Raw genomic sequence first — 23,374 nt, 5'->3', positions numbered from 1 at the left:
CCCTCCCCCATGCAAGCGCTTACATGTGACTCACGCAACTAGACGGCCGCCAGAATCCCGTAACGATTGCGCAACAAGCGCAAGCAACCGCACACGTCGGACGACCCGGTCAGACGGGAGGGGCCGCTGTCGTCGTCCGCACCACGAGCGTCGTCGGGAACATCACCGCACCGGCGTCCGGCGCCGGACCGGCCGGTTCCGCGCCGATGAGCCCGAGCATGATCCCCGCGGCGGCCGACCCCTGCTGCACGACCGGCTGCGCCATCGTCGTGAGCCCTACGAGCTCCGCGATGTCGTGACCGTCGACCCCGACGATCGAGAGGTCCTCCGGGACCCGCAGGCCCCGCTCACGCGCCGCGAGCATCGCCCCCATCGCCATCTCGTCCGACGCGACGAACAGCGCGGTGAGCTCCGGGTGCCGGTCCAGCAGCCGGTGGGTCGACACCGTCCCACCCTCGATGTCGAAGAAGCCGAACTCGGCCCACGAGTCCTCGGCGTCGATCCCACCGTCGCGCAGCACGCGCGCCCACCCCTGCCGCCGGTCCTCGGGCGGCGTCCAGCTCCGCAGGTCGTCGGGCGTCCCCGTGATGTGCCCGATCCGCCGGTGCCCGAGCCCCATCAGGTACTCCGTCGCCGCCCGCGCGAGCCCGACGTCGTCGATCCCCACGACCGGGTGGTCACCGCGCCCCGTGCCGACGAAGACGATCGGCACCTCGAGCGCCTCGAGCGCCTGCACCTCCGCAGGGTCGAGCGGGAGCCCGACCACGAGGATCCCGTCGACCCGACGCCGCAGCACCTCGGGGTCGACCTGCGACGTCCGCCCGTGCGCCGACACCGCGAACGAGTACAGCAGCGCGTCATACCCCGCCGCCCGCAACCGGCGCTCAGCACCCTCGATGACGTTCGAGAAGTACCAGCGGTTGATCCACGGCGTGAGCAGGCCGATCGTGCGCGTCCGCCCCGTCGCGAGCGCCGCAGCCGAGGGCGACGGCCGGTAGCCGAGGCGCCGCGCGGCCTCCTCGACGCGCACGCGCGTCGCCTCCGTGACGTTCGGCATCCCGCGCAGCGCGCGCGACACCGTCGCGGTCGACACGCCAGCCTCCCGCGCCACGTCCTCGATGCCGCGCGCCATTCGTGCAGTGTGCACTCCCGCGCCCGGGTCGCGCGACCCGGCCACCGGATCAGCCCCGGCCGGCGACGAGGACGTCGTGGAGAACCGGCACCGCACCGTCGTCCGTGATCGGTCCCGTCACGCGGTCCGCGGCCGCGACGACGTCAGCCGTGGCATGCCCCATCGCGACGCCCTGAGCCGCCCAGCCGAGCATCTCGACATCGTTGCCGCCGTCGCCCACCGCGACCGTCGCGTCCGCGCGCACCCCGAGCCGCACCCGCAGGTCCTCGAGCGCCGACGCCTTCGTCACGCCGTGCGGCGCGACGTCGAGCCAGCGCGTCCCCGCGATCGTGAAGTGGACGATGTCGAGCCCCAGGAGCGCCAGCTCCGCGTCGAGGCGCGGGTCGTGCTCGCCCGCGTCGACCGCGCAGATCCGCGTCGTCTCGACGCCCTCGAGCAGCGCGAGGTCGACGACCTTCTGCCGACCCATGATCGTGCCCTCGGGGAAGTCCGCGCCGACCCAGTAGCCGACACCCACCTCCTCGACCGCGAAGAACGTCGCCGGCATCCGAGCGAGCAGCACGTCGAGCGCTCGCTCCGGCCGGAACGTCACAGCATCGGTGAGCCGGAACGAGCCGTCTTCGCGCAGCACCGCCGTCGCCGAGCCGTTCGCCGCGACGAGCGGCGTCCCGACGAGCCCGAGCTCCGCAGCGACCGGCAGCAGAGCGACGAGCGGACGGCCCGTCGCGAGCACGACGTGGTGCCCCTCCGCACGCAGCAGCGCGACCGCACGCCTGAGCTCCGCCGAGACGAAGCCGTCCTCGGACATGATCGTGCCGTCGACGTCGAGCGCGACGAGGAACCGCTCGCCCGCGCCGAGCCGCGGCAGGTCGAGCGGGTCGCCGAAGCGCTCATAGTCGGACGCCGAGCGCAGCCGCGGCGCAGGGCCCTGAGACGTCACGCGCCCGCCGGGGTGAGCACCTCGAGGCCCCCGAGGAACGGCCGGAGCCCCTCGGGCACACGCACCGAGCCGTCGGGCAGCTGGTGGTTCTCGAGGATCGCCACGATCCAGCGCGTCGTCGCGAGCGTGCCGTTGAGCGTCGCGACCGCCCGCATCTCGCTGCGGCCGTCGCGCTCGACGCGCTCGCGCACGCCGAGACGGCGCGCCTGGAACGTCGTGCAGTTCGACGTCGACGTGAGCTCGAGGAAGCGCTGCTGCGTCGGCAGCCACGCCTCGCAGTCGAACTTGCGCGCGGCCGACGAGCCGAGGTCGCCCGCCGCCGTGTCGATGACGCGGTACGGGAGGTCGACGAGCGCGAGCATCTCCTCCTCGAGCGCGAGCAGACGCGCGTGCTCGGCCTCGGCGTCCTCGATGCGCGCGTACGAGAACATCTCCACCTTGTGGAACTGGTGCACGCGGATGATGCCACGCGTGTCCTTGCCGTACGAGCCGGCCTCACGGCGGTAGCAGGCGCTCCAGCCCGCGTAGCGCAGCGGCCCCTCGGAGAGGTCGACGACCTCGTTCGAGTGGTAGCCCGCGAGCGCGACCTCGGACGTGCCGACGAGGTACTGGTCGTCCGCACCGAGGTAGTAGATCTCGTCCGCGTGCGCACCGAGGAAGCCCGTGCCGCGCATGATCTCCGGGTTGACGATCGTCGGCGTGATCATCGGCGTGAAGCCGTGCTCGAGCGCCTTGGCGACCGCCGCGTTGAGCAGCGCGAGCTCCAGGCGCGCGCCGATGCCCGTGAGGTAGTAGAAGCGCGAGCCCGAGACCTTCGCGCCGCGCTCGGTGTCGATCGCGCGGAGCATCTCGCCGAGGGCGAGGTGGTCGCGGGGCTCGAAGCCCTCCGCGGCGAAGTCGCGCGGCGTGCCGACCTCCTTGACGACGACGAAGTCGTCCTCGCCGCCGGCGGGGACGCCGTCGAGGACGACGTTGGAGATCCGCATGAGCAGCTCGTCGAGGCGCGCGCCTGCGGCGTTCGCCTCGGCCTCGCGGGCCTTGACGTTCTCCGCGAGCTCCTTGGTGTGGCGCAGCAGCTCCGCGCGCTCCTCGGGCGACGCCGCCTGCGCGACCTTCTTGCCGTGCGCCTTCTGCTCGGCGCGCAGCTCCTCGAACTCCGCGAGCGACGATCGGCGCAGCGCGTCGGCGTCGAGCACCGCGTCGACGAGGGCGGGGTCGTCGCCGCGCGCGACCTGGGAGGCGCGCACGACGTCGGGCTGGTCACGCAGGAGCTTGAGATCGATCACCCCACGAGGATATCGGTCCGCCGCCCCCGGCCTACCCCTCCGGCGCCAGGAACATGTGCGGGGACGAGACGGGGGGTGAGGACGGGAGGTGCCCGACGGGCTGCGGCGATATGGTCGCCCCATGGGCGGGATGTCGGGATGGGAGATCTTCTGGATCGTGCTCGCCGTCGGGCTGGCGGCGGGCGCGTTCGCGCTGTCGTTGCTCACGTGGCGCTCGCGCCACCTCGCGCACCGGCCGCACCTGGCGGTCACGTCCCCACCCGTCCCCGACGCGCCGCGTCGGCTCGTGGCGTTCGTCGCCAACCCGTCCAAGCCCGACGTCGCCCAGCTCCGCGCACCCGTCGAGAAGGCGTGCCGCAGCCTCGGCCTCGAGCCGCTGTGGCTCGAGACGACGGTCGAGGACCCGGGCTCGGGCCAGGCCCGCGCCGCGCTCGAGGCCGGTGCCGAGGTCGTCGTCGCTGCCGGCGGCGACGGGACCGTCCGCGCCGTCGCCACCACGCTCCAGGGCACCGGCGTGCCCATGGGGCTGCTGCCCGTCGGCACCGGCAACCTCCTCGCGCGCAACCTCGACATCCCCGTGACGGACCTCGCCCGCTCCCTCGAGATCGCCCTCGAGGGACGCGATCGCGCGATCGACGTCGCCTGGCTCCGCGTCACCGACGCTCCCGCGGGCGACGACGCGGCCGAGGTCGGCTCCGAGCACATCTTTCTCGTCATCGCCGGCATCGGCTTCGACGCCGCGATGATCGCCGACACCGACACGACCCTCAAGGCGAAGGTCGGATGGATCGCCTACTTCCTCGGCGGGATCCGCCACCTCCACGGCCGACGCCTCGAGGCACGCGTCCTCCTCGACGACACGCGTCGCTCGTCCATGAAGCTCCGCACGCTGCTCGTCGGCAACTGCGGCAGGCTGCCGGGCGGCATCACGCTCCTGCCCGACGCGCTCCTCGACGACGGCATCCTCGACGTCGCCGCGATCGACACGCGCGCCGGGGTCGCGGGCTGGGCCCAGCTCTTCGGCGAGGTCGTCATGCAGGGCCTCGGGGTGCAGCCCCTCGCGACCAACCGGATCGGCCGCATCGACCACACGCAGTGCCGCAGCATCGCGGTCCGCGTGCCCGACGGCGCGCAGGCGCAGGTCGACGGCGATCCGGTCGGCCGTGCCACCGCGATCGAGTGCCGGGTCGACCACGCCGATCTCCTCGTCCGGGTACCACGCGCGCTCACCCTCTGACGCACGTCCACCCAGGACGCGGACCGGGCCGGGAGGATCACGGCCCGTAGGCTGGGGGCCGTGCGCGCACTCCTCCTCAGCGTCCTTGCCGCGGGCCTCGTCGCCCTGCCCGCCACCGCCGCGCAGGCGGCGCCCGCGAGCGCGGCGCCCGGCCCGGACGTCGTCCTCGTCGGCACGACGGGGCTGCAGTGGGAGGACGTCGACCCGCGTACGACGCCCGCGCTCCACGACCTCGCGACCCGAGGTGCGCTCGGCTCGACGGTCGTCCGTTCGCTGCGGTCCTTCACGTGCCCCGCCGACGGCTGGCTCTCCGTCTCCTCCGCGACACGCGCCGTCGATGCCGACCTCGCCGCCGACCCGGCGGACGCGGAGCTCCTGCCGTTCGGCAGCTGCCGTGCGCTCACCGGCCCCGGCGCAGACAGGCGCATCCCCGCGTGGGACGTCTACACGTCGGTCGACGCCCGCGGCTCGTACGGCGCCGTTCCCGGGACCGTCGGCGACGCCCTCGCCGCCGCCGGCCGCACGACCGCCGCGCTCGGACCCGGCGCCGCGATCGCGCTCGCCGGGACGGACGGGCTCCTCGACGGCAGCTACGCACCCGTCGACCCGGCGGACCCGGCAGCGCTCACCGCCGCGACGGCTGACGCCCTCACGCACGCGGATGTCGTCGTCGTCGACCTCGGCGACGTGCGCGGCACGACGCCCGCCGAACGGACGACGTCCCTCGCCCGCGTCGAGCAGGCCGCCACCGCTGTGCGCGACGCCCTCGACAGCACCTCCCGCGAGGCGGGCACCTCCACCACCCTGCTCGTCGCGTCCGTCGCCGACGGCTTCACGGCGCCACGCCTCCAGATCGGTGCCGCGTCAGGCCCCGGCGTCGGATCGCCCGCCGCAGGCTCGACCCTCACGAGCCCCTCGACCCGGCAGCCCGGCTACGTCATCACCGCCGACTGGGCGCGCACGCTCCTCGCCGTCGCGGGCGCCGACGCGGGCGTCCGCACGACCGGGGCCGTCGTCGCCGCGACCGGCCCCGGCCGCCCCGCCGCCCAGGCGATCGCGGCGCTGCGCGACGAGTCCCTGCGCACCGTCGAGGTCCGCAGCCTCACGAGCCCGCACTACGTCGGCTACGCCCTCCTCGTCATCGCACCCATTGTCCTCGCGGGGATCCTCGTGCGGCGGCGCCCCCTCGCCGGATCGTCGCCCCGGACGGCGCGCCTCCTGCACACCGCTGCGCTCGTCGGCGCCTCGGTGCCGCTCGCCGCGACGCTCGCACCGCTCGTCCCGTGGTGGCGCACGCAGATCCCGTGGCTCACGCTCGTGGGGGTCGTCGTCGTGCTTGCGAGCGCCACCGCGGCGCTCGCAAGCACGAGGCCGATCGCCCGCGCCCCGCTCGGCGGGGCCGGGCTCGTCGCGGGCCTCACGACGCTCGTGCTCCTCGCCGACGTCGTCACAGGCTCTCGCCTGCAGCTCAACGGCGTCATCGGCACGCAGGCGCTCGTCGCCGGCCGCTTCTACGGCGTCAACAACACGACGTTCGCGCTGCTCGCGGCGACGACGCCCGTGGTCGGGGTCGCCCTCGCCGCGCCTTTCGTCGCCCGCGGGCGTCGGCGGCTCGGGGCCCTCGTCGTCGGGCTCGTCGGGCTCGTCGTCCTGGTTGTCGACGGCCTGCCGTCGCTCGGCGCCGACTTCGGCGGGCCGCCCGCGCTCGTCCCTGGCATCGCCGTGACGATGCTGATCGTCGCCGGCGTGCGGCTCACGTGGCGGCGCATCGTCGCCGTCCTCGGTTCCGGCGCGCTCGTCGTGTCCCTCTTCGCCCTGGCCGACTGGTTGCGCCCCGCGGCCGCGCGCACGCACCTCGGCGCGTTCGTGCAGCAGGTGCTCGACGGCGAAGGTCTCGACGTCGTGGCGCGCAAGCTCTCGCAGAACGTCGGCGGGCTCTTCACGTCGCCGCTCGCGCTCGTCGGCGTCCTCGTCGGCGTCGCCCTGCTCTGGGCGGGCTTCCGGTGGCACGTCTTCCCGACCGAGCCGGTGCGCGAGGCCGTCGCGGTGCAGCCGCTGCTCGGCGCCGCGCTCGCCGGGGCGAGCACGTCGCTCGTTCTCGGCTTCGCGGTCAACGACTCGGGGATCCTCGTGCCGCTCGTGGGGCTCGCGCTCCTCGTCCCGCTCGTGCTCGTCACGTGGACGCGGCATCTCGACGAGGTCGCTCTGGCGGGCGCGGCGGCCGACGACGCGGCAACGCCCGAGGCGTAGCCGACGCGCCGACGGCCCCTCACCCGGGAGCGCGCAGGAGCACTACGGGTCGGGTGCGGGCGTCAGGCGTGGGGGGCGCGGCGGAAGACCGACTTCACCTTGCGCGCGTTGACCGCGAGAAGCACGTCTCGGTACTGCGCCGCGCGGTGGATGTTGCCCTTGAGGTCCTTCGCGGACGCGCGGTGCCGCAGCTCGCACGGGACCTCGACGGCGACGTAGCCCTGCCGCACGAGGTCGATCGTCATGCCGGTCTCGACGCCCCAGCCGCGAGCGAGCGGCGTCGCGGCCTCGAAGGCCTCTCGCGTGAGGCAGCGCTGGCCCGAGAGCGGCTGCGTGGGCGTCCAGCCGGTGAGGCTCGCGATCGCACGACGTGCGGCGCCGACGACGATGCCACGGCCGCCCGCGCCGGGCTGCGGCGGCAGGAGCGCGATCGACATGTCCGCGGCCCCCTTGAGGACCGGGGTGATGAGCGGAGCCGTGTTGACGGCGGTCTCGCCGAGGTCGGCGTCGAGGAAGAGCAGGAGGCGCGGGGGACGGTCGGCAGCGTCGCGCATCGCGACGACGCTCGCTCCCGTCTCCATGGCCGCGGCCTTGCCACGGTTGTGCGGGTGCCGGACGACGACGGCCCCGGCCTCGCGCGCGACGTGCTGGGTGTCGTCGACCGAGCCGTCGTCGACGACGAGGACCATGTCGACGTACGGGATCGCACGGGCAGCGCGGACGGTGGCCGCGATGCGGCGGGCCTCGTCCTTCGCAGGGATGACCACGGCGACCCGCTGGCGGCCGCGCGCGGCTTCGGTCGAGGGACGCGGAGTGCGGGCCACGGGGAGCTCGCTGAGATCGCGCGCGGGAGGGCGTCCGCTCGGCTCGCTGACGTCGTCGTCAGCCGGGCCGCGGTCGTCGTCGGCACTCTCGGGGCCACGCGCGCTTTCCACAGCCACAGCCTAGTGGAGACCACGAACCGATGCAGAATCGGGCCCAAGCGTCAAGACAACGCAAAATCCCTCGCTGGGCTGCCCCCGGAGCCGCTTGACCGTGGGACTCATAGGTTCGGAGCACCATCGAACGGTGCTCGCACCCTACGAGTCGCACACCCGGAACGACTCGGAGGTCCGGAGCACCATCGAACGGTGCTCCGGACCTCCGGGTCGGAACCGCGCGTCAGCGCGGAGCGTGCAAGCGGTTCAGCGCAGCGAGACCTGGCGCGCCACGATGCCCGCGCGCGCACGACGTTCGTCCGACGTGAGCGGCTCCGAGCTCGCGATCGCGGCCTCGAGACGCGGGCGCATCTCCTCGGCGAGCGTCTCGATCTCCTCGAGGGTCGCGCCGTCCGCGACGTCCCATACGGGCACGACGATGCCGCACGCGCGGAAGATGCCGAGGAAGCGGGACTTTCCGAGCGCCGACTCACGCTTGGCGTGGAGGCGCGCGACGCCGTCGACGAGACGGTCCTCGTCGACCGCCATCGACCAGCGCAGGTAGCGACGCTTGCCGAACGTCGCGAGGTACGCCGAGTCGACGCCGGCGAGCGGCTCCGTCGGGATGATCGTCTCGGCGGCGTCGTCGAGCGCCTTGCGCAGGTCGCCGTCGATCGTCTGGTCGGCGCCGAACCAGTAGTCGAAGCCGTCGTGCAGCGTCACCGTGAACGGCACCGACGGGTCGAGCACGTCCTGGAGGCGCGGCGCGTCGTCGGCCGGCGACTCGACGTGCGTGAGCGACGTGCCGGGCTCCGAGTCGAGGATCGCGAGGAGGTTCGCCGCGAGCGTGCGGGACAGGTCGCCGCCGCCGAGGACGTTCTGCAGCGCGAGCAGCACGGTGCCGTCGGTGCGGTGCAACGCGGGCCAGCCGTCGGGCAGCGACGTCGTCACGACGACGTCGCGCGCACCGTGCTCGGCGGTCGTGCGGACTGTCGCGGTCGCGGCCGGGACGATCTCGCGGAGGGCGACCCAGTCGGCCTCGCCGGGGAGGTTCTCGAACGGGCGCAGCACGAGCGCGGGGGAGGAGTTCTTCGCCATGCGCACCAGCGTACCGACGCCGCGGCCCTGCAACGGTTGCCTTCTGTTGCGCAAGGGTCGGACGGGGCACGACGTGGGTGGCGTCACAGTGGCAGGATCGGAGCATGCATCCACGTGCCGGAACCGTCGCCCTGCCCGACGACCTCATCGATGTCGACGCCCTCCTCGCCGCGTACTACGACCGCGCGCCCGATCTCGACGACCCTGCGCAGCGCGTCGTCTTCGGGACGTCGGGCCACCGTGGCTCGAGCCTCGACGGCGCCTTCAACGAGGCACACATCGTCGCGACCACGCAGGCGATCGTCGAGTACCGCCGCAGCCAGGGCACCGACGGCCCCCTCTTCATCGGCCGTGACACGCACGCGCTGTCCGAGCCTGCGTTCCGTTCGGCGCTCGAGGTCCTCGCCGCGAACGACGTCGAGGTGCGCGTCGACGCCCGCGACTCGTGGACGCCGACCCCGGCCGTCTCGCACGCGATCCTCCTCCACAACGGCGCGACGACCGCCGCGGGCGTCGTCACGCACGGCCCCGGCCTCGCCGACGGCATCGTCGTCACCCCGTCGCACAACCCGCCGCGCGACGGCGGCTTCAAGTACAACCCGCCGCACGGCGGCCCCGCCGACTCCGACGCGACGAAGATCATCGCGGCCCGCGCCAACGAGATCCTCGCCCAGGGCGTCGGACAGGTCCGTCGCGTGTCCTACGAGGCTGCGCTCGCTGCCCCGACGACGCGCAAGCACGACTACCTCTCGGCGTACGTCGACGACCTCGGCTCCGTCCTCGACCTCGACGCGGTCCGCTCCGCGGGCGTGCGCATCGGCGCCGACCCGCTCGGCGGCGCGGCCGTCGAGTACTGGGGCGCGATCGGCGAGCGGTACGGGCTCGACCTCTCCGTCGTCAACCCGCACGTCGACCCGCGCTGGGCGTTCATGACGCTCGACTGGGACGGCAAGATCCGCATGGACTGCTCCTCCCCCAACGCCATGGCGTCCCTCGTCCACACGATGCGCCCCGCCGCGGGCGGCGCCGCGCCGTACGACATCGCGACCGGCAACGACGCGGACTCCGACCGCCACGGCATCGTCACGCCCGACGCGGGTCTCATGAACCCCAACCACTTCCTCGCCGTCGCGATCGACCACCTCTACGGCGGCGCGCGCCCGGGATGGCGTCCCGACGCCGCGATCGGCAAGACGCTCGTGAGCTCGGCGCTCGTCGACCGGGTCGCGGGCGGCCTCGGCCGACGCCTCCTCGAGGTCCCCGTCGGCTTCAAGTGGTTCGTTCCCGGACTGCTCTCCGGCGAGGTCGGCTTCGGCGGCGAGGAGTCCGCCGGCGCATCGTTCCTCCGCAAGGACGGCACCGTGTGGTCGACCGACAAGGACGGCATCCTCCTCGCGCTGCTCGCCTCGGAGATCCAGGCGACCACGGGCAAGAGCCCCTCGCAGCGTCACGCCGAGCTCGTCGCAACCTACGGCGAGAGCTGGTACGCGCGCGTCGACGCCGCAGCGACCCTCGAGGAGAAGGCGACGCTCGGCGCGCTCGACCCCGCGCAGGTCCGCTCGACGCACCTCGCGGGCGAGGAGATCACCGCGAAGCTCACCGCCGCGCCCGGCAACGGCGCGGCCATCGGCGGCCTCAAGGTGACGACCGAGAACGCGTGGTTCGCCGCGCGGCCGTCCGGCACGGAGAACGTCTACAAGATCTACGCCGAGTCCTTCGTCTCCGCCGAGCACCTCACGCAGGTGCAGGAGGAGGCCAAGCAGGTCGTCGCGGACGCGCTCGGCTGAGCCTGGCCGTCCCGGTACGTCTGTGGGGGCTGGTGCACACGGATCGTGTGCGCCAGCCCCCACAGACGTCTCGGGGTTCCGGCCGCGCGCTAGACGCGCGTCGCCTCGTCCGGGTGTCGATCGAGGTACGCGACGACGAAGGGGCACGTCGGGCGGACCTTCCCGTCGACCGCGCGGATCTGCGCGAGGACGTCGCGCAGCATCGCCGAGGCGATGCCGCGGCCGCCGAGCTCGGGCGGGACGTGCGTGCCGACGAGGTCCCACACGTCGCCGTCGCGACGGTAGGTGACGTCGCCGACGCGGTCGCCGGCGGATGAGCGCGCCTCGAAGAGCTCGAGGTCGGGGTCGTGGACGACGGTGATCTCCATCCCCCCATCCAACCGCACGCCGCCCTCCCCGACTCGTAGCGCTGTTGCACACCGGGGCAGCGTGCAGATGCGCTACACGTCGGAGGAGCGGGTCAGCCCAGGGGCGTGATCGTGATGTCCGTGCCGAGGTCGTAGAAGTGCTGCGTCACCGTCGACGACTGCCCGAGCACCGACATCGTCGCCGCAGCGCTCACCGGAACCCAGTCCGCGCCGAACTCGAGGACGTACTCGTCGACGGGCGCGTCGTGCCACGTGAACGGCTTGTCGCTGACGATCCGGAACGAGTCGACGGACGAGCCGTCGGGCAGCTCGACGGCCTTCGTCCCGGCGTCCGCCGTCCAGCCCTTCGACGACCGGACGAGGTCCGCGTACATCGCCGGGTCCGAGTAGGACCGGTACATCTCGGCGACGAACCCCGCGAGCATCTCCTCCTGCTTCTCGGACTTCACGTCGCCGCGGACGGGTCCGTCGCCCTGGTCGACCCAGACCTCGCCGTCGTTGTACGTCATGCGGATGGTGTCGCCGGCGTTCTTGCCCTCGACCGAGAACGAGTACGCCGGGGTGTACGTGAACGCGACGGTGCCGTCGAGATCGTCGCCGAACATGCGCATGCGGCCCGAGCCGTAGCTCGGCAGCGCCTCCGCGACGCACGCGCCGAGCGCCTCGCCCGAGTACGTCGCGCCGCCGGCGAGCGCGAGCGAGGCGCACTCGGCAGGGACCTCACGGGAGGCTGCCGGCACCTCGGTCGCGGCATCGGACGGGGTCGCGCTCGGCGCGGTGCCGCCCGGGGTTGCGCTCGGGGTTCCGGCCGCGCCCGCCTGGGGCGCGCTCCCGGTCGACGACGGGTCGCCCGACGCCGTCGGGCCGGGACCGTCGCTGCAGCCTGCGAGCATGGCAGCCGCAGCTACCGCCGTCACCAGGATCGTCCTCGTCCTCATCCGTGTCCTCCATGTCACGTCGGGCACGTCGCCGGGCGGCGACCGGGCCGACGCTAACAGCGCTGACCTGCGACGACACCTCGAGAACGGGCATCTGACGCAACCCCGCCCAGGGCTGCGCTCAGCCGGGGAACGCCTCGCGGACCGCATCCGTCAGGCGGTCGAGGCGGTGGGAGCCGATCGTCCAGCGCTGCCAGAACAGCTCCCGCTCGACCGGCGCGAGGCCCGGGACGGGCACGAGCTCGGGGGCGTCCGCGACCTGCGGGTCGAGCAGCATGCCCCAGCCGAGGCCCGCGCGGACAGCCGCCGCGAAGCCGTCGGGGCTGGGGACCGCCGGCCCTCGGCCTGCGCGCGGCTGGCCCGCGGCCTCGAGCGCGAGGTCCTGCAGGCCGTCCTTCGTGTCGAAGCGCACTGCCGGCAGGCGCGGCACGTCGGCCGGGCCACGCACGTCGTGCCGCGCGAGAAGGTCCGGGTGGACGCGCGGGCTGTAGCGGACGACGCCGAGGCGCTCGGCACGGCAGCCGGGGGCGGGCGTCGGGTCCGTCGCCACTGCGGCCATGACGGCGCCGCTGCGCAGCCGCTCGACCGCGTGCCCCTCGTCGTCCGCGACGACCTGGAGGAACGTGTCCGTCCACGCGCCCGCGGCGACGAGCACGCCGCGGAACCACGTCGCGAGCGAGTCCGCGTTGACCGCGACCGCGAGCGGGACGGGACCGGTTCCCGCGGGGACGCCGCCCAGCTCGTCCGCGAGCTCCGCGGCGAGGAGCGCCTGCTGGCGCGCATGCCGGAGGACGGGTGCGCCGTCGGGCGTGACGGTCGAGGGCGTGCCGCGGCGCACGAGGATGCGGCCGAGCGACGCCTCGAGGGTACGGATGCGCTGGCTCACGGCCGACGTGCTCACGCCGAGCTCGTAGGCGGCGCCCTCGAAGGAGCCCTCGTCGTCGATCGCCGCGAGCGCGGCGAGCTGCTCAGGGCTGATGAAGAACTGCTTCACGGCATACAGATTATCGCGTTCGCCTTCACACCCGTCCGGCGCCTACCGTCGGCCCGTGACCACGACCCTCACCGCCCTCACGACCGGCTTCCTCGCGAGCCTCGGCCTCATCGTCGCGATCGGCGCCCAGAACGCATGGGTGCTGCGGCAGGGGCTGCGGCGCGAGCACGTCGGGCTCGTCGTCGCGATCTGCGTCGGCGCGGACGTCGTCCTCATGGCCGCCGGAACCGCCGGCCTCGGCGTCCTGCGTGACGCTGCGCCGTGGGCGCTCGAGGTGCTGCGCTGGGGAGGCGTCGCCTACCTGCTCTTCTTCGCAGCGATGTCGCTGCGCTCCGCGCTCACGTCGCGCGAGCACCTCGAGGCGAGCGCGGCCCGGCCCGCGCGCTCGGTCGCGCTCACGACGCTCGCCGTCACCCTGCTCAACCCGCACGTGTACCTCGACACGCTCGTCATGCTCGGCACCGTGACGAACAGCTTCGGCGATCTGCGCTGGGTCGCCGCGGGCGGTGCGATGGTGGCGAGCCTCGTGTGGTTCACGCTCGTCGGGCTCGGCGCGCGCGCACTCTCCGGGGTGCTCGACCGGCCGGCGACGTGGCGGGTCATCGACGGCGTCGTCGCTGTCGTCATGGTCGTGGTCGCGGCGATGCTCGCGTTCGGCTGACGCGCCGCGTTGTGGCTCGTTGGTCCCCAGCACCGTCGAACGGCGCTGGGGACCTACGAGTCGGGGAGCCGAGGGTGTCGAATCTCACCGCATGAGACCAGTTGACGGGTGAGAGAATCAGCCAATGGCAATCGGCGGGCCCTACCGGGCGATCCTTGCGCGCCCGGGCGCAGCACAGTTCTCGATCTCAGGCGTCATCTCGCGCTTCCCCATGGCGATGGTCGGCATCGGCATCGTCCTCATGATCGAGGGGCTCCACGGCTCGTACGCCCTCGCCGGACGCGTCTCCGCCGTCTACGTCCTCGCTCAGGCCGTCTGCGGGCCGCAGATCGCGCGCCTCATCGACCGCTACGGGCAGGCCCGCGTCATGCGGCCGCTCCTCGCGATCTCCGCGAGCGGCATCTCCGGCCTCGTCGTCGCGTCCGTGCTCGACGCCCCCGCCTGGGCGCTCTACGTCATCGCCGCCCTCGGCGGCTCGACGATCGGCTCGATGGGCACGCTCGTGCGCGCCCGCTGGTCCAAGCTCGTCGGCGGCAACCCCCACGAGCTCCACACCGCCTACTCGCTCGAGGCGTCGCTCGACGAGGTCGTCTTCGTCATCGGCCCCGTCCTCGCGACCTGGCTCGCGACCTCCGTCACGCCGTGGGCGGGCATCGTCTTCCCCGTCGTCGCGATGCTCGTCGGCGGCTACTGGTTCCTCTCCCTCAAGGACTCCGAGCCCGTCCCCACGCCGCAGACGCGCGAGGAGCGGCAGCCGACCGTCCTGCGCTTCGGCGCGATGGTCTCGCTCGTCCTCGTGTTCGTCGCGCTCGGCGGCGTCTTCGGCGCGACCGACGTCGCGACGATCGCGTTCGCCGAGGAGCACGGCAACAAGGGCGCGGCCGGCGTCATCCTCGCGGTGTTCGCGTGCGGGTCGCTCGTCGCGGGCCTCTGGTACGGCGTCCGTCGCTGGGTGACGCCCCTGTGGGTGCGGTTCGTCGTGACGATGCTCGGCCTCGCCGGCGGCGTCGCGTTCTTCCCGCTCGTCGACTCGCTGTGGGCGCTCGCCGGGCTCATGTTCTTCACCGGCCTCATGATCGCGCCGTCGCTCATCGGCGGGAACGGGCTCGTGCAGCTCGTCGTGCCGCAGACCCAGCTCACCGAGGGCCTCACGTACGTGGGCACGGCGCTCGGCGTGGGCGTCTCGCTCGGCTCGTCGATCGCGGGCTCGCGCATCGACGCCGCGGGCGCGCACGCAGGCTTCATCGTCGCGATCATCGCGGCAGGCCTCGGCGCGCTGCTCGTCGTCGCGTCCGCGCCCGTGCTGCGGCGTTCGAGCACGCGTCGGTCCGGGGACGTCGAGGTCGCCGCGCACTGACCTCGGGTCCTCCCCCGGGAGGACCCGCGCCGTCCCACCACGGACGGAGTCGGCCCCCGACGTCGCGACCGCAGCCCGACGCGCCGCGCACCCCGCCGGACGCACGATCGGGGCATGAACGCACGCAGCTCCGACCGCCTCGTCGCCCGCGGACTCACCCAGGTGTACGGCGACGGCCCCTTCGCCACGCACGCCCTCGACGGTGTCGACCTCACGGTCGAGCCCGGTGAGTCGCTCGCGATCATGGGCCCGTCCGGCTCGGGCAAGACGACCCTCCTCCACGTCCTCGCGGGCATCCTCGCGCCGACGTCGGGCTCCGTCGCGTGGCGCGGCGAGGACCTCGCCGCCCTGCCCGACCGTCGCCGCACCCAGCTGCGTCGCACCGACTTCGGCTTCGTCTTCCAGTCCGGGCGCCTCCTGCCCGAGCTGCCCGCCGTCGAGAACGCCGCGCTGCCGCTCCTGCTCGCCGGCATGCCACGCGCACAGGCCGTCGCCACGGCCGCGGCCGAGCTCGGTCGCCTCGGCCTCCGCGGCCTCGAGGGGCGCCGCCCCGGCGAGCTCTCGGGCGGCCAGGCGCAGCGCGTCGCGATCGCCCGCGCTCTCGTCGGACGCCCCGGCATCGTCTTCGCCGACGAGCCGACCGGCGCCCTCGACCAGGCGACCGGCCAGGAGGTCCTCACCGTCCTCACCGCGGCCGCCGCCGCGAACGGGGCCGCGCTCGTCGTCGTCACGCACGACGCGGGCGTCGCCCAGCACTGTGAGCGCACCGTGACGATGCGCGACGGACGCATCGACGGAGAGTTCTTCGCGGCCGCCCGGTCCGCAGCCGCGCCCGTCGCTGCCGCACCTGTCGCACCCGTGCCGCTGCCGCCCGGCGCGCTGCCCGCCACCCCCGCCGGAGGTGCCCGGTGAGGGCCCTCGGCCTCTGGTGGTTCCTGCGCCGCCGCACGACGGACGCGCGCGACCCGCAGCGCCTGTCGACCGTGCTCGCGGTCGTGGCGTTCGCGTTCTCGACCGCCGCGCTCCTCGTCGTCGCGGGCGGCTACGGTGCGTTCGTCGATCGCGCCGCCGCCCCCGGCGGCTCACCCGACGCGGACCAGTACCCGCTGCTCGCAGGCGTCGCCTCCCTCCTCCTTCTCGTGCCGCTCACGACGCTCGGCGGCGCCGCAGCGCGCCTCGCCGTCGCGCGACGCGACGAGCGGCTCGCCACCCTGCGGCTCGCCGGGGCGACGACCGGCCAGGTCACGACGTTCACGACGCTCGACGCCGCCGCGCAGGCCCTCGTCGGCGCGGTCGCAGGCGTCGCCCTCTACTGCGCGCTGCTGCCGGCCGTCGCCCTCCTCAACTTCCAGGACCGCCGCTTCGAGATCGCCGAGCTGTGGGTCGGAGTGCCGCTCGTGCTTGCCGCCGTCGGGCTCGTCGTCGTCATCGCTCTCGTCTCCGCGCTCGCGAGCCTGCGCCGCGTCGCCGTCACGCCGCTCGGCGTCGCAGCCCGCACGACGCCGCCCGGGCTGCGCGCGGTCCGCGCGCTCGTCCTCGTCGCCGCGGTCGTCGCGATGCCCGTCGTCGTCAACGTGCCCTTCGGAGGTGACGGCGTCGCGATCGCCATGATCGTCGGCGTGCTCGTCCTCGGCTTCGCCGCGCTCGGCGCCATCGGCCCGTTCGTGCTCCAGCTCGTCGGGCGCGTCACCGTGCGCCGCGCCCGCAGCGTCGAGACGCTTCTCGCGGGCCGCAGGATCGTCGACGACCCGCGCACCGCGTGGCGGTCCGTCGGCGGCGTCGCCCTCGCGACGTTCATCGCGGGCCTCGCGAGCATCACCGCGCTGTTCACACCGCCCGCCGACGCAGACCCCTGGGAGATCGTCTTCACGGCCGACCTGCGTACCGGCGCGCTGCTCACGCTCGCGATCGCGGGCATCCTCGCCGCCGTCTCGACGGGCGTCATGCAGGCCGGGCGCGCGATCGACCAGCGGGAGCAGTCCGGGGCGCTCATCCTCGCGGGCAGCGAGCCGCGCACCCTCGACCGTGCGCGCATGCGCGAGACGACGATCCCCCTCGCGGCGTCCGTCGGCCTCGCGACCGCGACGATGCTCATGCTCATCGCACCCGTCCTCGGGCTCGGCGCGTTCCAGCAGGTGTCCGTCGTCGTCGAGCTGCTCGCGGCGATCGCGGCGGCGTCGGCGCTCGTCGGCGCGGGGGCGTGGGCGGCTGGCCTCGTCGCGCGCAGGACGCTCCCGACGCCCTGACCCGGGCCTCCCCCGTCCGACTCGTAGCACTACTGCACGCTCACGGCGTGTGCGAGAGCGCTACGAGTCGGACCCCTTCGGCGACTCGAAGCGGATCTGCACGCCGTTCTGGCGACTCGTAGCGTCTTTGCGCGCGCACGGAGTGTGCAGGGGCGCTACGAGTCGGTGGGGCGCTAGCCCGTCAGCCGTGCCAGCGGGTCGTCACCGCGTCCGCGAGCGCCCGCACGAGCGTCGGCACCGTGACGACCTGCCACACCGCACCATGCACGACGACGTCGTCGAACCGCCGCGCCTCCGGGCGCGCCATCGCGTGCCGCACGACCTCGACGACGGGCATCGCCTGCGGCACCGCGAGCGGACCCCAGTCGACGACCTCCCCCACCTGCCGGCGGGCCAGGAGCGCGCGCCCGTACCCGAGCGTGCCCGCGCTCACCGCCGTGTGGCGGTCGCGGGAGATGAGGCCGATGCGTCGCGGGTCGGTGCTGTCGCACACGGCGACCGACGAGACGTTCTCCGACCTGAAGAGCGCCGCGACGCCCGGGTAGAGAGTCGTCGAGTCGACGACCTCGATGGGGATGGCGAGGCGCCCGACGGGCACGAAGGGGTCGTCGAGGCGGTCGATCGCGGTCTCGCGCCGGCGGCCGTCGACGTGCGGGGCGATGGTTCGGGTGATCACGCGCCGAGGATGCCGCGTGCGACTGCACGCAACGTGTCGAACCCGGGGCCTCGCGGTGAACGATCGTCGACCCGGTCCGTCAGTCGGCCGGGTCCATCGGTCACCCCGACCACAGACCGCCCGTCCGGCGATCTCCTCCACGGACGTGTGGATGCCCGCGCACAGCGCTCCCACCTCCGATATCGTTCGGGCCAGGGGAACACACAGCCAGGGGAAGAGGAACACATGACGGTCTTCGTCATCATCGGCGTCGTCGGGCTGCTGCTCGTCATCGGCTCGATGCTGCTCGGCGAGTTCATCGAGCTCGGCGACGGCGCGCTGTCGAGCACCGGCCTCGGCGTCGGCGCGATCGTCTTCGGCGCGATCGGCATCATGACGACCGCGAACGACCTGCCCACGGGACTCGTCTACGGCGGTTCCGCCGTCGCCGGCATCGCCGCCGTATGGCTCTCGCAGCTCGCGATCAAGCGCCTCCAGGCGACCGAGGACGGCCAGCCGCTCAAGCTCGTCGGCATGACGGGCGTCGCGAAGTCGGACATCACCACGCAGCGCGGGGAGGTCTTCCTCGACACCCCGCAGGAGATCGAACGCCGCATGGCCTGGTCGGACGCCCCGATCGCCGAGGGCTCGCGCATCGTCGTCGTCGCCCAGGAGGGCTCCCGCGTCAAGGTCGCCCCGGGCGACGGCGCACCCACCGCCTGACCCCCGCGACGGCGCCGCCGTCGCACCGTCGGGCCCGCCCGACACGCTCTGCCCGCGCGCTCCCCGCGCGCACGAGCTCCGCCCCGGACGACGACCGCCGCCCGGACCGCACCGCCACGGAAGGACCGCCGCATGCCCCCCAGCAGCACCGACCCGAACTTCTGGACAGTCGTCGGGGTCGCGCTCCTCGCGATCGCGTTCCTCGCGATCGTCACGTTCATCGCCAAGCGCATCCGGCGTGTCCCGCCGAACGAGGCTCTCGTCATCGTCGGCCGCGGCGCGGGCAAGAACCAGCCGGACATGATCGGGGGCCAGCGCGTCGTCGTCGGTGGCCGCGTCTTCGTGTGGCCGATCCTCCAGCAGGGCTTCCCGATCTCGCTCGAGCAGCGCCAGATCGGCATCACCGTCGAGGGCGTCGACAAGAACCGCGTGAAGATCGCCATCAAGGCGTCCATCAACTTCAAGGTCCGCGGCGACGACGACGGCGTGCGCCGGGCCGCCCAGCGCTTCCTCTCCCAGCAGGACGCGCTCACCGAGATCATCAAGGAGTCCCTCGAGGGCTCGCTCCGGTCGATCGTCGGAGACATGACGATCGAGCAGATCATCTCGGACCGCAAGGGCCTCTCCGACCGGGTCGTCGACTCGACGAAGACGGACCTCGCCGAGCAGGGCCTCCAGGTCGACCTCCTCAACATCTCCGACATCTCGACGCCGGGCTCCGACTACCTCGCGAACCTCGGTCGTGCCGAGAACGCGCGCGCCCGCCAGGTCGCCGAGGTCTCGGAGGCCGAGGCCCGCCGGATCGCCGAGTTCGCCGTCATCGACGCAGCCGAGCAGATCGCCGAGCGCCAGAAGGCGCTCGACCTCAAGAAGGCGACGATCAAGGCGGAGACCGACCGCGCCAACGCCGAGGCCGACGCAGCGGGCCAGCTCGCGCGCGTCGAGCAGGAGCGCCTCGTCGCCCTCGAGCAGCGCGAGGCCCTCACCGAGCAGGCCAAGGTGACGGAGGAGGAGCTCGACATCTCCGTCCGCAAGCCCGCCGAGGCCGACGCGTACGCCGCCGTCCAGAAGGCCAACGCCGAGCGTGACGCCGCGAACGCCGCGACCGAGGCCGACGCCTTCAAGCGCACGACGATCGCCCAGGCCAACAAGACCGCCGCGATCCAGGACGCTGAGGCAGCTGCCGAGGCCGTCCGCCGCGCCGGTGAGGGTGAGCGTGACCGGCAGGTCGCGCTCGCCGCCGGTATCCGCGCCGAGGGTGAGGCCCGCGCGGCCGCGACCGAGGCCGAGGGTCGCGCCGAGGCCGCCGCCACGGACGCCAAGGCCGAGGCGCTCAAGAAGTACGGCGAGGCGGCACTCGCCCAGGAGCTCATCACGCGTCTGCCCGAGATCATCCGCGCCGCGGCCGAGCCCATGGGCGCGGTCGACAGGATGACGGTCATCTCGACGGACGGCGCGTCCGCGCTCACCAAGAACATCACGGGCGTCCTCAGCGAGGGCCAGCAGATCGTCAAGGACCTGCTCGGCATCGACCTCTCGTCGCTCATCGGTGGCGTCGCAGGCGGTGCGCTGCTCCCGAAGAAGGACGACGCGAAGGACGCTGCCCCCAGCGCCTGACGGTCCGCCGACGGCGCCCGCCCCTTCTCCGGGGGTCGGGCGCCGTCGTCGTTCCCGATGTCCGGGGCGGGCGCTACGCTCGCCCCACCTGGACCGACGACGACACCGAGGAGCGATCCGTGCTGACGAGCAAGGACGTGGAGAGCAAGAGGTTCACCGCGACGAAGATCCGGGAGGGCTACGACCCCGTCGAGGTCGACGGCTTCCTCGACGAGGTGACGGCCGCGCTCACGCGGCATGCACGCGGCGAACCGCTGGGGCTGAGCGTCGAGGCGGTCGAGCAGAAGAGGTTCACCGCGACGAAGTTCCGCGAGGGCTACGACATCGTCGAGGTCGACGACTTCCTCGACGAGATCACGGCGACGCTCATGCTCCTCGGTGCACGCACGCACGAGGCCTCGCGCCTCGTCGCCGTCGCAGGCGAGGGTGGCCCGTTCGCGCGGCTCGCCGAGCGCGCCGTGCGGGTCAGGTTCAGCAGGTCGGGCTGGGGAGGCGGGTACGAGATCGAGGCGGTCGACACCCTCGTCACACACATCGTCACGACCGCCGTCGCCCGGGACCAGCGCCGCAGCACGACGCCCGACGGGACCCCTCTTCTCACCGGCGTGGGCGTCCGGACGACGGTTCTGCCCCGCGTGCGGTTCCGACCCGGATACTCGACGACCGAGGTCGACGCGTTCCTCCAGGAGGTCGCGGGCGTTCTCGGCTGATTCCACCCGCACCCGACTCTGGCTCGTCCTACGCGGGACGGCCTCCCGTCGGTACTATCGCTTGACCACACGGTCCACGACGTCAGGGGACACCGCATGCTTTCCGCCGCAGATGTGCGCTCTGCGCGCTTCACCGCGACCAAGTTCCGGTCCGGGTACGAGATCACCGAGGTCGACGAGCTCCTCGCCCGCTCGGTCCGTACCCTCGAGCACCTCGAGCAGGGGCTCACCGTGGAGAGCGACGGCACGCCGCTGCTGACCCCGAACGATCTGCTCACCGCGCGGTTCAGCCCGACGGAGCTCACGGAGGGCTACTTCGTCGACGAGGTCGACGACCTGCTCGACGGGATCATCGACACCCTCAACACGTACATCGGCCGTGCCGAGCGGGGCGAGCCGCTCGTCCAGCCCGACGACGCCGCCGGTGACGATTCCGGAGACGCTGCCGCGCAGGCTCCGGGCGAGCCCGCCGACGAGGCCTACGTCGCGGACGCTCCGCTCGACGAGGCCCCGCTCGACGCGGTCCCTGCCGACGTAGCCCCGCTCGACGAGTCCTCCATCCCCGAGGAGCCTGTGTCCGACGAGCCCGTGGCCGACGTGTTCGAGGCCGCGGATCTCACCGCGTCGGAGCCGCAGGACGCTCCCGACGCCGACACCGGGTCGCTCGACGCCTGGGCCGCGGCGCTGCAGGAGCACGCCCCCGCGGAGGAGCCGCTCGTGACGTCGGAGGCCACGCCCGCCGACTCCTTCGAGGCACCGAGCGAGCCGCTCGCGCCGGCCGACGCCGACCCGTTCGCGGTCGCCGACGCCTTCCCGGCTGCTCCCGTGTGGAGCCCGCCGGCGAGCACCGACGTCACTCCGTCCGCGTGGGGCGCCCCTGTCGAGGACGCCCTGGACGACGCGGCACCCGTCGAGGAAGCGGCCGACGAGGATGCACCCGTCGAGGACGCGGTCACTGAGGACAGCCCGCTCGACGCCGCCACCGAGGTCCCGGCCGACACGATCTGGGGTGCGCCCACCGACGCCGCGGTCACTGAGGACACCCCGCTCGAGGCCCCCACCGAGGCCCCGGCCCACGAGGATGCTCCGACGCCGCTCGACGAGCCGCTCGGCGTCCCGGTCGAGGAGGTCGACTTCGCCTCCGTCGCGAGCATCGAGGCCGACACGGCCGACGGCTCCGACGAGCTTCCCGTGGTCGACGACGTCGTCGGTGAGGCCGCGGAGAGCGTCGGCGACGACTGGTCCCAGCCTGCCGACCACACCTCGCCGTGGTCTCCGCCGGAGCCCGTCCGTTGGGCCGCTCCCGCGGCGGATGACGTCGCCGAGGTCGCGGCCGAGGGTGACGCCGAGGTCGCGGCCGAGGATGAGGCCCTCGCCGCCGAGGACGGCAGCGCAGCCGAGCCCGTCGCCGAGGACGCCGTCGCCGCCGAGGCCGTCGCCGAGGAGGCCGCCTCCGAGGGCCTCGCTCCGTGGGAGCCCGGCTTCGTGCCGCCTGCGAACCCGATCACGACTCCGGACTGGGGCTTCAGCGCACCCGCAGCCGCCGAGACCGACGAGTGGTCCGACGCCGCGGCGGAGCCCGCCGACGCCGACGCGACCGCGCCGCTGCTCGCGACGCCGGTCGAGCCCGTCGAGGACGCCACGGACAACGGCTCGCTGCTCGCCTCGACCGACGAGTCGCCGTGGGCGAGCCTCGACGGCGACGAGCCGGTCGCGCTCGACCTCGACGCCGAGGTCCGTGACGCCGAGAGCACCGACGCCGAGCTTCCCGCCTGGCTCACGGACGCCCAGCCCGAGATGGCTGCGCCGCTCGAGCCTGCCGTCGACGAGCCCGTGCTCGCCGAGCCGGTCGCCGCCGAGCCCGACGCCGAGCCCGCGGCCGAGGCGCCGACGCGCGTATCGGCGTTCGCGTTCGCGGCCCAGCCGACGGACGACCCGGACCTCGACGCGCCGACGATCCTCATGGAGGCCGTCCAGGAGCCCGCTCCCGTCGAGGCTGACGCTGCGGCCGTCGACGCGCCCGCGATCATCACGTCGGCCCCCGTCGCGGCGCCCACGTTCGACGCACCCGAGGCGTCGTTCGAGCCCGTCGACGCCCCCGCCGACGCACCCGCCGTCGCCGAGCCGGAGCCGTACGTCGCGCCGGCAGAGGCCCTCGACTCGCAGGGCTTCCTGCGACAGCTGACGTTCGCCCGTGCGACGTCGACGGGCGCGGCGAAGGACGCGATCACGCTCGTCGGTCCTGACGGCAAGGTGTTCTCGGCGGTCAATGTCCGCAAGACGCCAGACGGCCTCGTCGTCGACCTGGGCTGAGCCCGCCGGACGTTCCTCATTCTCCACGGATTGACGCTGGCCCCCATCGGATGGGGGGTCAGCGTCGATCCGTCGGGAGAGGGCTACGCGTCGTCGGACGTACGCACCGCATGCAGCAGGGCGGGCAGGGGATCTCCCCGGCCCG

General features: G+C 73.6%; 20 protein-coding genes and 2 pseudogenes. 13 read left to right on the top strand and 9 right to left on the bottom strand.

What is annotated here, in order from left to right; all coding sequences use genetic code 11:
- Positions 1-109: 109 nt before the first annotated feature.
- The 3 genes from G7063_RS00530 to serS are packed head-to-tail and all read right to left on the bottom strand — an operon-like array spanning position 110 to position 3,358.
- Positions 110-1,132 carry a LacI family DNA-binding transcriptional regulator gene (locus G7063_RS00530; RefSeq protein WP_166412600.1) on the bottom strand — a complete coding sequence of 341 codons (1,023 nt, stop codon included), beginning with the start codon at positions 1,130-1,132 and terminating at the stop codon, positions 110-112.
- A gap of 49 nt (positions 1,133-1,181) precedes the next feature.
- The gene (locus tag G7063_RS00525; RefSeq protein WP_240916140.1) at positions 1,182-2,072 is read right to left on the bottom strand and encodes an HAD family hydrolase; all 891 of its coding nucleotides are present in this window, start codon (positions 2,070-2,072) and stop codon (positions 1,182-1,184) included.
- Positions 2,069-3,358, bottom strand: a complete 1,290-nt coding sequence (gene serS, locus G7063_RS00520; RefSeq protein ID WP_166412599.1) for a serine--tRNA ligase — start codon at positions 3,356-3,358, stop codon at positions 2,069-2,071. The genes G7063_RS00525 and serS overlap by 4 nt, the downstream gene beginning before the upstream one ends.
- A 121-nt stretch (positions 3,359-3,479) precedes the next feature.
- On the opposite strand from serS, the gene G7063_RS00515 reads away from it, so the two are divergent.
- Together G7063_RS00515 and G7063_RS00510 are read left to right on the top strand one after the other, a co-directional pair.
- Complete coding sequence (locus tag G7063_RS00515; protein ID WP_240916139.1) at positions 3,480-4,595, top strand: diacylglycerol kinase family protein; 1,116 nt, start codon at positions 3,480-3,482, stop codon at positions 4,593-4,595.
- A 60-nt stretch (positions 4,596-4,655) separates the two neighbouring features.
- Positions 4,656-6,845: a hypothetical protein gene (locus G7063_RS00510; RefSeq protein ID WP_166412598.1), complete on the top strand. Its 2,190-nt coding sequence runs from the start codon at positions 4,656-4,658 to the stop codon at positions 6,843-6,845.
- A 62-nt stretch (positions 6,846-6,907) separates the two neighbouring features.
- Here the strand turns inward: G7063_RS00510 and G7063_RS00505 are convergent, their stop codons facing one another.
- Both G7063_RS00505 and G7063_RS00500 read right to left on the bottom strand, forming a co-directional pair.
- Positions 6,908-7,669: a glycosyltransferase gene (locus tag G7063_RS00505; RefSeq protein ID WP_166415123.1), complete on the bottom strand. Its 762-nt coding sequence runs from the start codon at positions 7,667-7,669 to the stop codon at positions 6,908-6,910.
- 360 nt (positions 7,670-8,029) lie between these two features.
- A complete protein-coding gene (locus G7063_RS00500) occupies positions 8,030-8,860 on the bottom strand; it encodes a DUF5926 family protein (RefSeq protein WP_166412597.1) in 831 nt (276 codons plus the stop codon).
- A 104-nt stretch (positions 8,861-8,964) separates the two neighbouring features.
- Between G7063_RS00500 and pgm the strand changes: the two genes are divergently transcribed.
- Positions 8,965-10,647 (top strand): phosphoglucomutase (alpha-D-glucose-1,6-bisphosphate-dependent), encoded by a 1,683-nt coding sequence (pgm, locus tag G7063_RS00495; RefSeq protein ID WP_166412596.1) that lies wholly within the window; start codon positions 8,965-8,967, stop codon positions 10,645-10,647.
- Between the two features lie 89 nt (positions 10,648-10,736).
- On the opposite strand, the gene G7063_RS00490 is transcribed toward pgm, so the two are convergent.
- From G7063_RS00490 to G7063_RS00480, 3 genes are all read right to left on the bottom strand, one after another.
- Positions 10,737-11,015 carry a GNAT family N-acetyltransferase gene (locus tag G7063_RS00490; protein WP_166412595.1) on the bottom strand — a complete coding sequence of 93 codons (279 nt, stop codon included), beginning with the start codon at positions 11,013-11,015 and terminating at the stop codon, positions 10,737-10,739.
- Positions 11,016-11,107: 92 nt separating this feature from the next.
- Positions 11,108-11,953, bottom strand: coding sequence for a hypothetical protein (locus G7063_RS00485; protein WP_166412594.1), 846 nt, complete (start codon positions 11,951-11,953; stop codon positions 11,108-11,110).
- 121 nt (positions 11,954-12,074) lie between these two features.
- Positions 12,075-12,947 (bottom strand): ArgP/LysG family DNA-binding transcriptional regulator, encoded by an 873-nt coding sequence (locus G7063_RS00480; protein WP_240916138.1) that lies wholly within the window; start codon positions 12,945-12,947, stop codon positions 12,075-12,077.
- 55 nt (positions 12,948-13,002) lie between these two features.
- Here G7063_RS00480 and G7063_RS00475 point away from each other — a divergent pair, with 55 nt between their 5' ends.
- From G7063_RS00475 to G7063_RS00460, 4 genes are all read left to right on the top strand, one after another.
- Positions 13,003-13,608 (top strand): LysE/ArgO family amino acid transporter, encoded by a 606-nt coding sequence (locus G7063_RS00475; protein ID WP_240916137.1) that lies wholly within the window; start codon positions 13,003-13,005, stop codon positions 13,606-13,608.
- A gap of 124 nt (positions 13,609-13,732) precedes the next feature.
- A complete protein-coding gene (locus tag G7063_RS00470) occupies positions 13,733-14,965 on the top strand; it encodes an MFS transporter (protein ID WP_166412592.1) in 1,233 nt (410 codons plus the stop codon).
- 114 nt (positions 14,966-15,079) lie between these two features.
- Complete coding sequence (locus G7063_RS00465; RefSeq protein WP_166412591.1) at positions 15,080-15,877, top strand: ABC transporter ATP-binding protein; 798 nt, start codon at positions 15,080-15,082, stop codon at positions 15,875-15,877.
- Complete coding sequence (locus G7063_RS00460; RefSeq protein ID WP_166412590.1) at positions 15,874-17,211, top strand: FtsX-like permease family protein; 1,338 nt, start codon at positions 15,874-15,876, stop codon at positions 17,209-17,211. Before G7063_RS00465 ends, G7063_RS00460 begins: the two co-directional genes overlap by 4 nt.
- Positions 17,212-17,392: 181 nt before the next feature.
- Here G7063_RS00460 and G7063_RS00455 read toward each other — a convergent pair whose 3' ends face one another.
- Positions 17,393-17,887 carry a hypothetical protein gene (locus G7063_RS00455; RefSeq protein WP_166412589.1) on the bottom strand — a complete coding sequence of 165 codons (495 nt, stop codon included), beginning with the start codon at positions 17,885-17,887 and terminating at the stop codon, positions 17,393-17,395.
- 225 nt (positions 17,888-18,112) lie between these two features.
- On the opposite strand from G7063_RS00455, the gene G7063_RS00450 reads away from it, so the two are divergent.
- From G7063_RS00450 to G7063_RS00430, 6 genes and pseudogenes are all read left to right on the top strand, one after another.
- Positions 18,113-18,589, top strand: coding sequence for an NfeD family protein (locus tag G7063_RS00450; protein ID WP_166412588.1), 477 nt, complete (start codon positions 18,113-18,115; stop codon positions 18,587-18,589).
- A gap of 132 nt (positions 18,590-18,721) precedes the next feature.
- Positions 18,722-20,206, top strand: a complete 1,485-nt coding sequence (locus G7063_RS00445) for a flotillin family protein (protein WP_166412587.1) — start codon at positions 18,722-18,724, stop codon at positions 20,204-20,206.
- 119 nt (positions 20,207-20,325) lie between these two features.
- Positions 20,326-20,424: pseudogene (locus G7063_RS15480) on the top strand (DivIVA domain-containing protein); the annotation flags it as partial.
- 36 nt (positions 20,425-20,460) lie between these two features.
- Positions 20,461-20,569, top strand: a pseudogene (locus tag G7063_RS15475) (DivIVA domain-containing protein); the annotation flags it as partial.
- A 5-nt stretch (positions 20,570-20,574) separates the two neighbouring features.
- Positions 20,575-20,916 carry a DivIVA domain-containing protein gene (locus G7063_RS15470; protein ID WP_166415121.1) on the top strand — a complete coding sequence of 114 codons (342 nt, stop codon included), beginning with the start codon at positions 20,575-20,577 and terminating at the stop codon, positions 20,914-20,916.
- Positions 20,917-21,012: 96 nt separating this feature from the next.
- Positions 21,013-23,229, top strand: a complete 2,217-nt coding sequence (locus G7063_RS00430; RefSeq protein ID WP_166412586.1) for a DivIVA domain-containing protein — start codon at positions 21,013-21,015, stop codon at positions 23,227-23,229.
- Positions 23,230-23,374: the final 145 nt, after the last annotated feature.

Origin of the sequence: Sanguibacter sp. HDW7, from assembly GCF_011300875.1 — a bacterium.
GTDB lineage: Bacteria > Actinomycetota > Actinomycetes > Actinomycetales > Cellulomonadaceae > Flavimobilis.
The sequence above is the reverse complement of the archived record's forward strand: the minus strand, read 5'-3'. Positions and strand labels throughout refer to the sequence as shown.

What these genes read in the sequence shown, in the direction of transcription:
- G7063_RS00430 (WP_166412586.1), top strand. Translation starts at nt 21,013, where the DNA reads ATGCTTTCCGCCGCAGATGTGCGCTCTGCGCGCTTCACCGCGACCAAG.
- G7063_RS00465 (WP_166412591.1), top strand. Translation starts at nt 15,080, where the DNA reads ATGAACGCACGCAGCTCCGACCGCCTCGTCGCCCGCGGACTCACCCAG.
- G7063_RS00515 (WP_240916139.1), top strand. Translation starts at nt 3,480, where the DNA reads ATGGGCGGGATGTCGGGATGGGAGATCTTCTGGATCGTGCTCGCCGTC.
- G7063_RS00470 (WP_166412592.1), top strand. Translation starts at nt 13,733, where the DNA reads ATGGCAATCGGCGGGCCCTACCGGGCGATCCTTGCGCGCCCGGGCGCA.
- G7063_RS15470 (WP_166415121.1), top strand. Translation starts at nt 20,575, where the DNA reads ATGCTCCTCGGTGCACGCACGCACGAGGCCTCGCGCCTCGTCGCCGTC.
- G7063_RS00500 (WP_166412597.1), bottom strand. Translation starts at nt 8,860, where the DNA reads ATGGCGAAGAACTCCTCCCCCGCGCTCGTGCTGCGCCCGTTCGAGAAC.
- G7063_RS00485 (WP_166412594.1), bottom strand. Translation starts at nt 11,953, where the DNA reads ATGAGGACGAGGACGATCCTGGTGACGGCGGTAGCTGCGGCTGCCATG.
- pgm (WP_166412596.1), top strand. Translation starts at nt 8,965, where the DNA reads ATGCATCCACGTGCCGGAACCGTCGCCCTGCCCGACGACCTCATCGAT.
- G7063_RS00530 (WP_166412600.1), bottom strand. Translation starts at nt 1,132, where the DNA reads ATGGCGCGCGGCATCGAGGACGTGGCGCGGGAGGCTGGCGTGTCGACC.
- G7063_RS00490 (WP_166412595.1), bottom strand. Translation starts at nt 11,015, where the DNA reads ATGGAGATCACCGTCGTCCACGACCCCGACCTCGAGCTCTTCGAGGCG.
- G7063_RS00450 (WP_166412588.1), top strand. Translation starts at nt 18,113, where the DNA reads ATGACGGTCTTCGTCATCATCGGCGTCGTCGGGCTGCTGCTCGTCATC.
- G7063_RS00445 (WP_166412587.1), top strand. Translation starts at nt 18,722, where the DNA reads ATGCCCCCCAGCAGCACCGACCCGAACTTCTGGACAGTCGTCGGGGTC.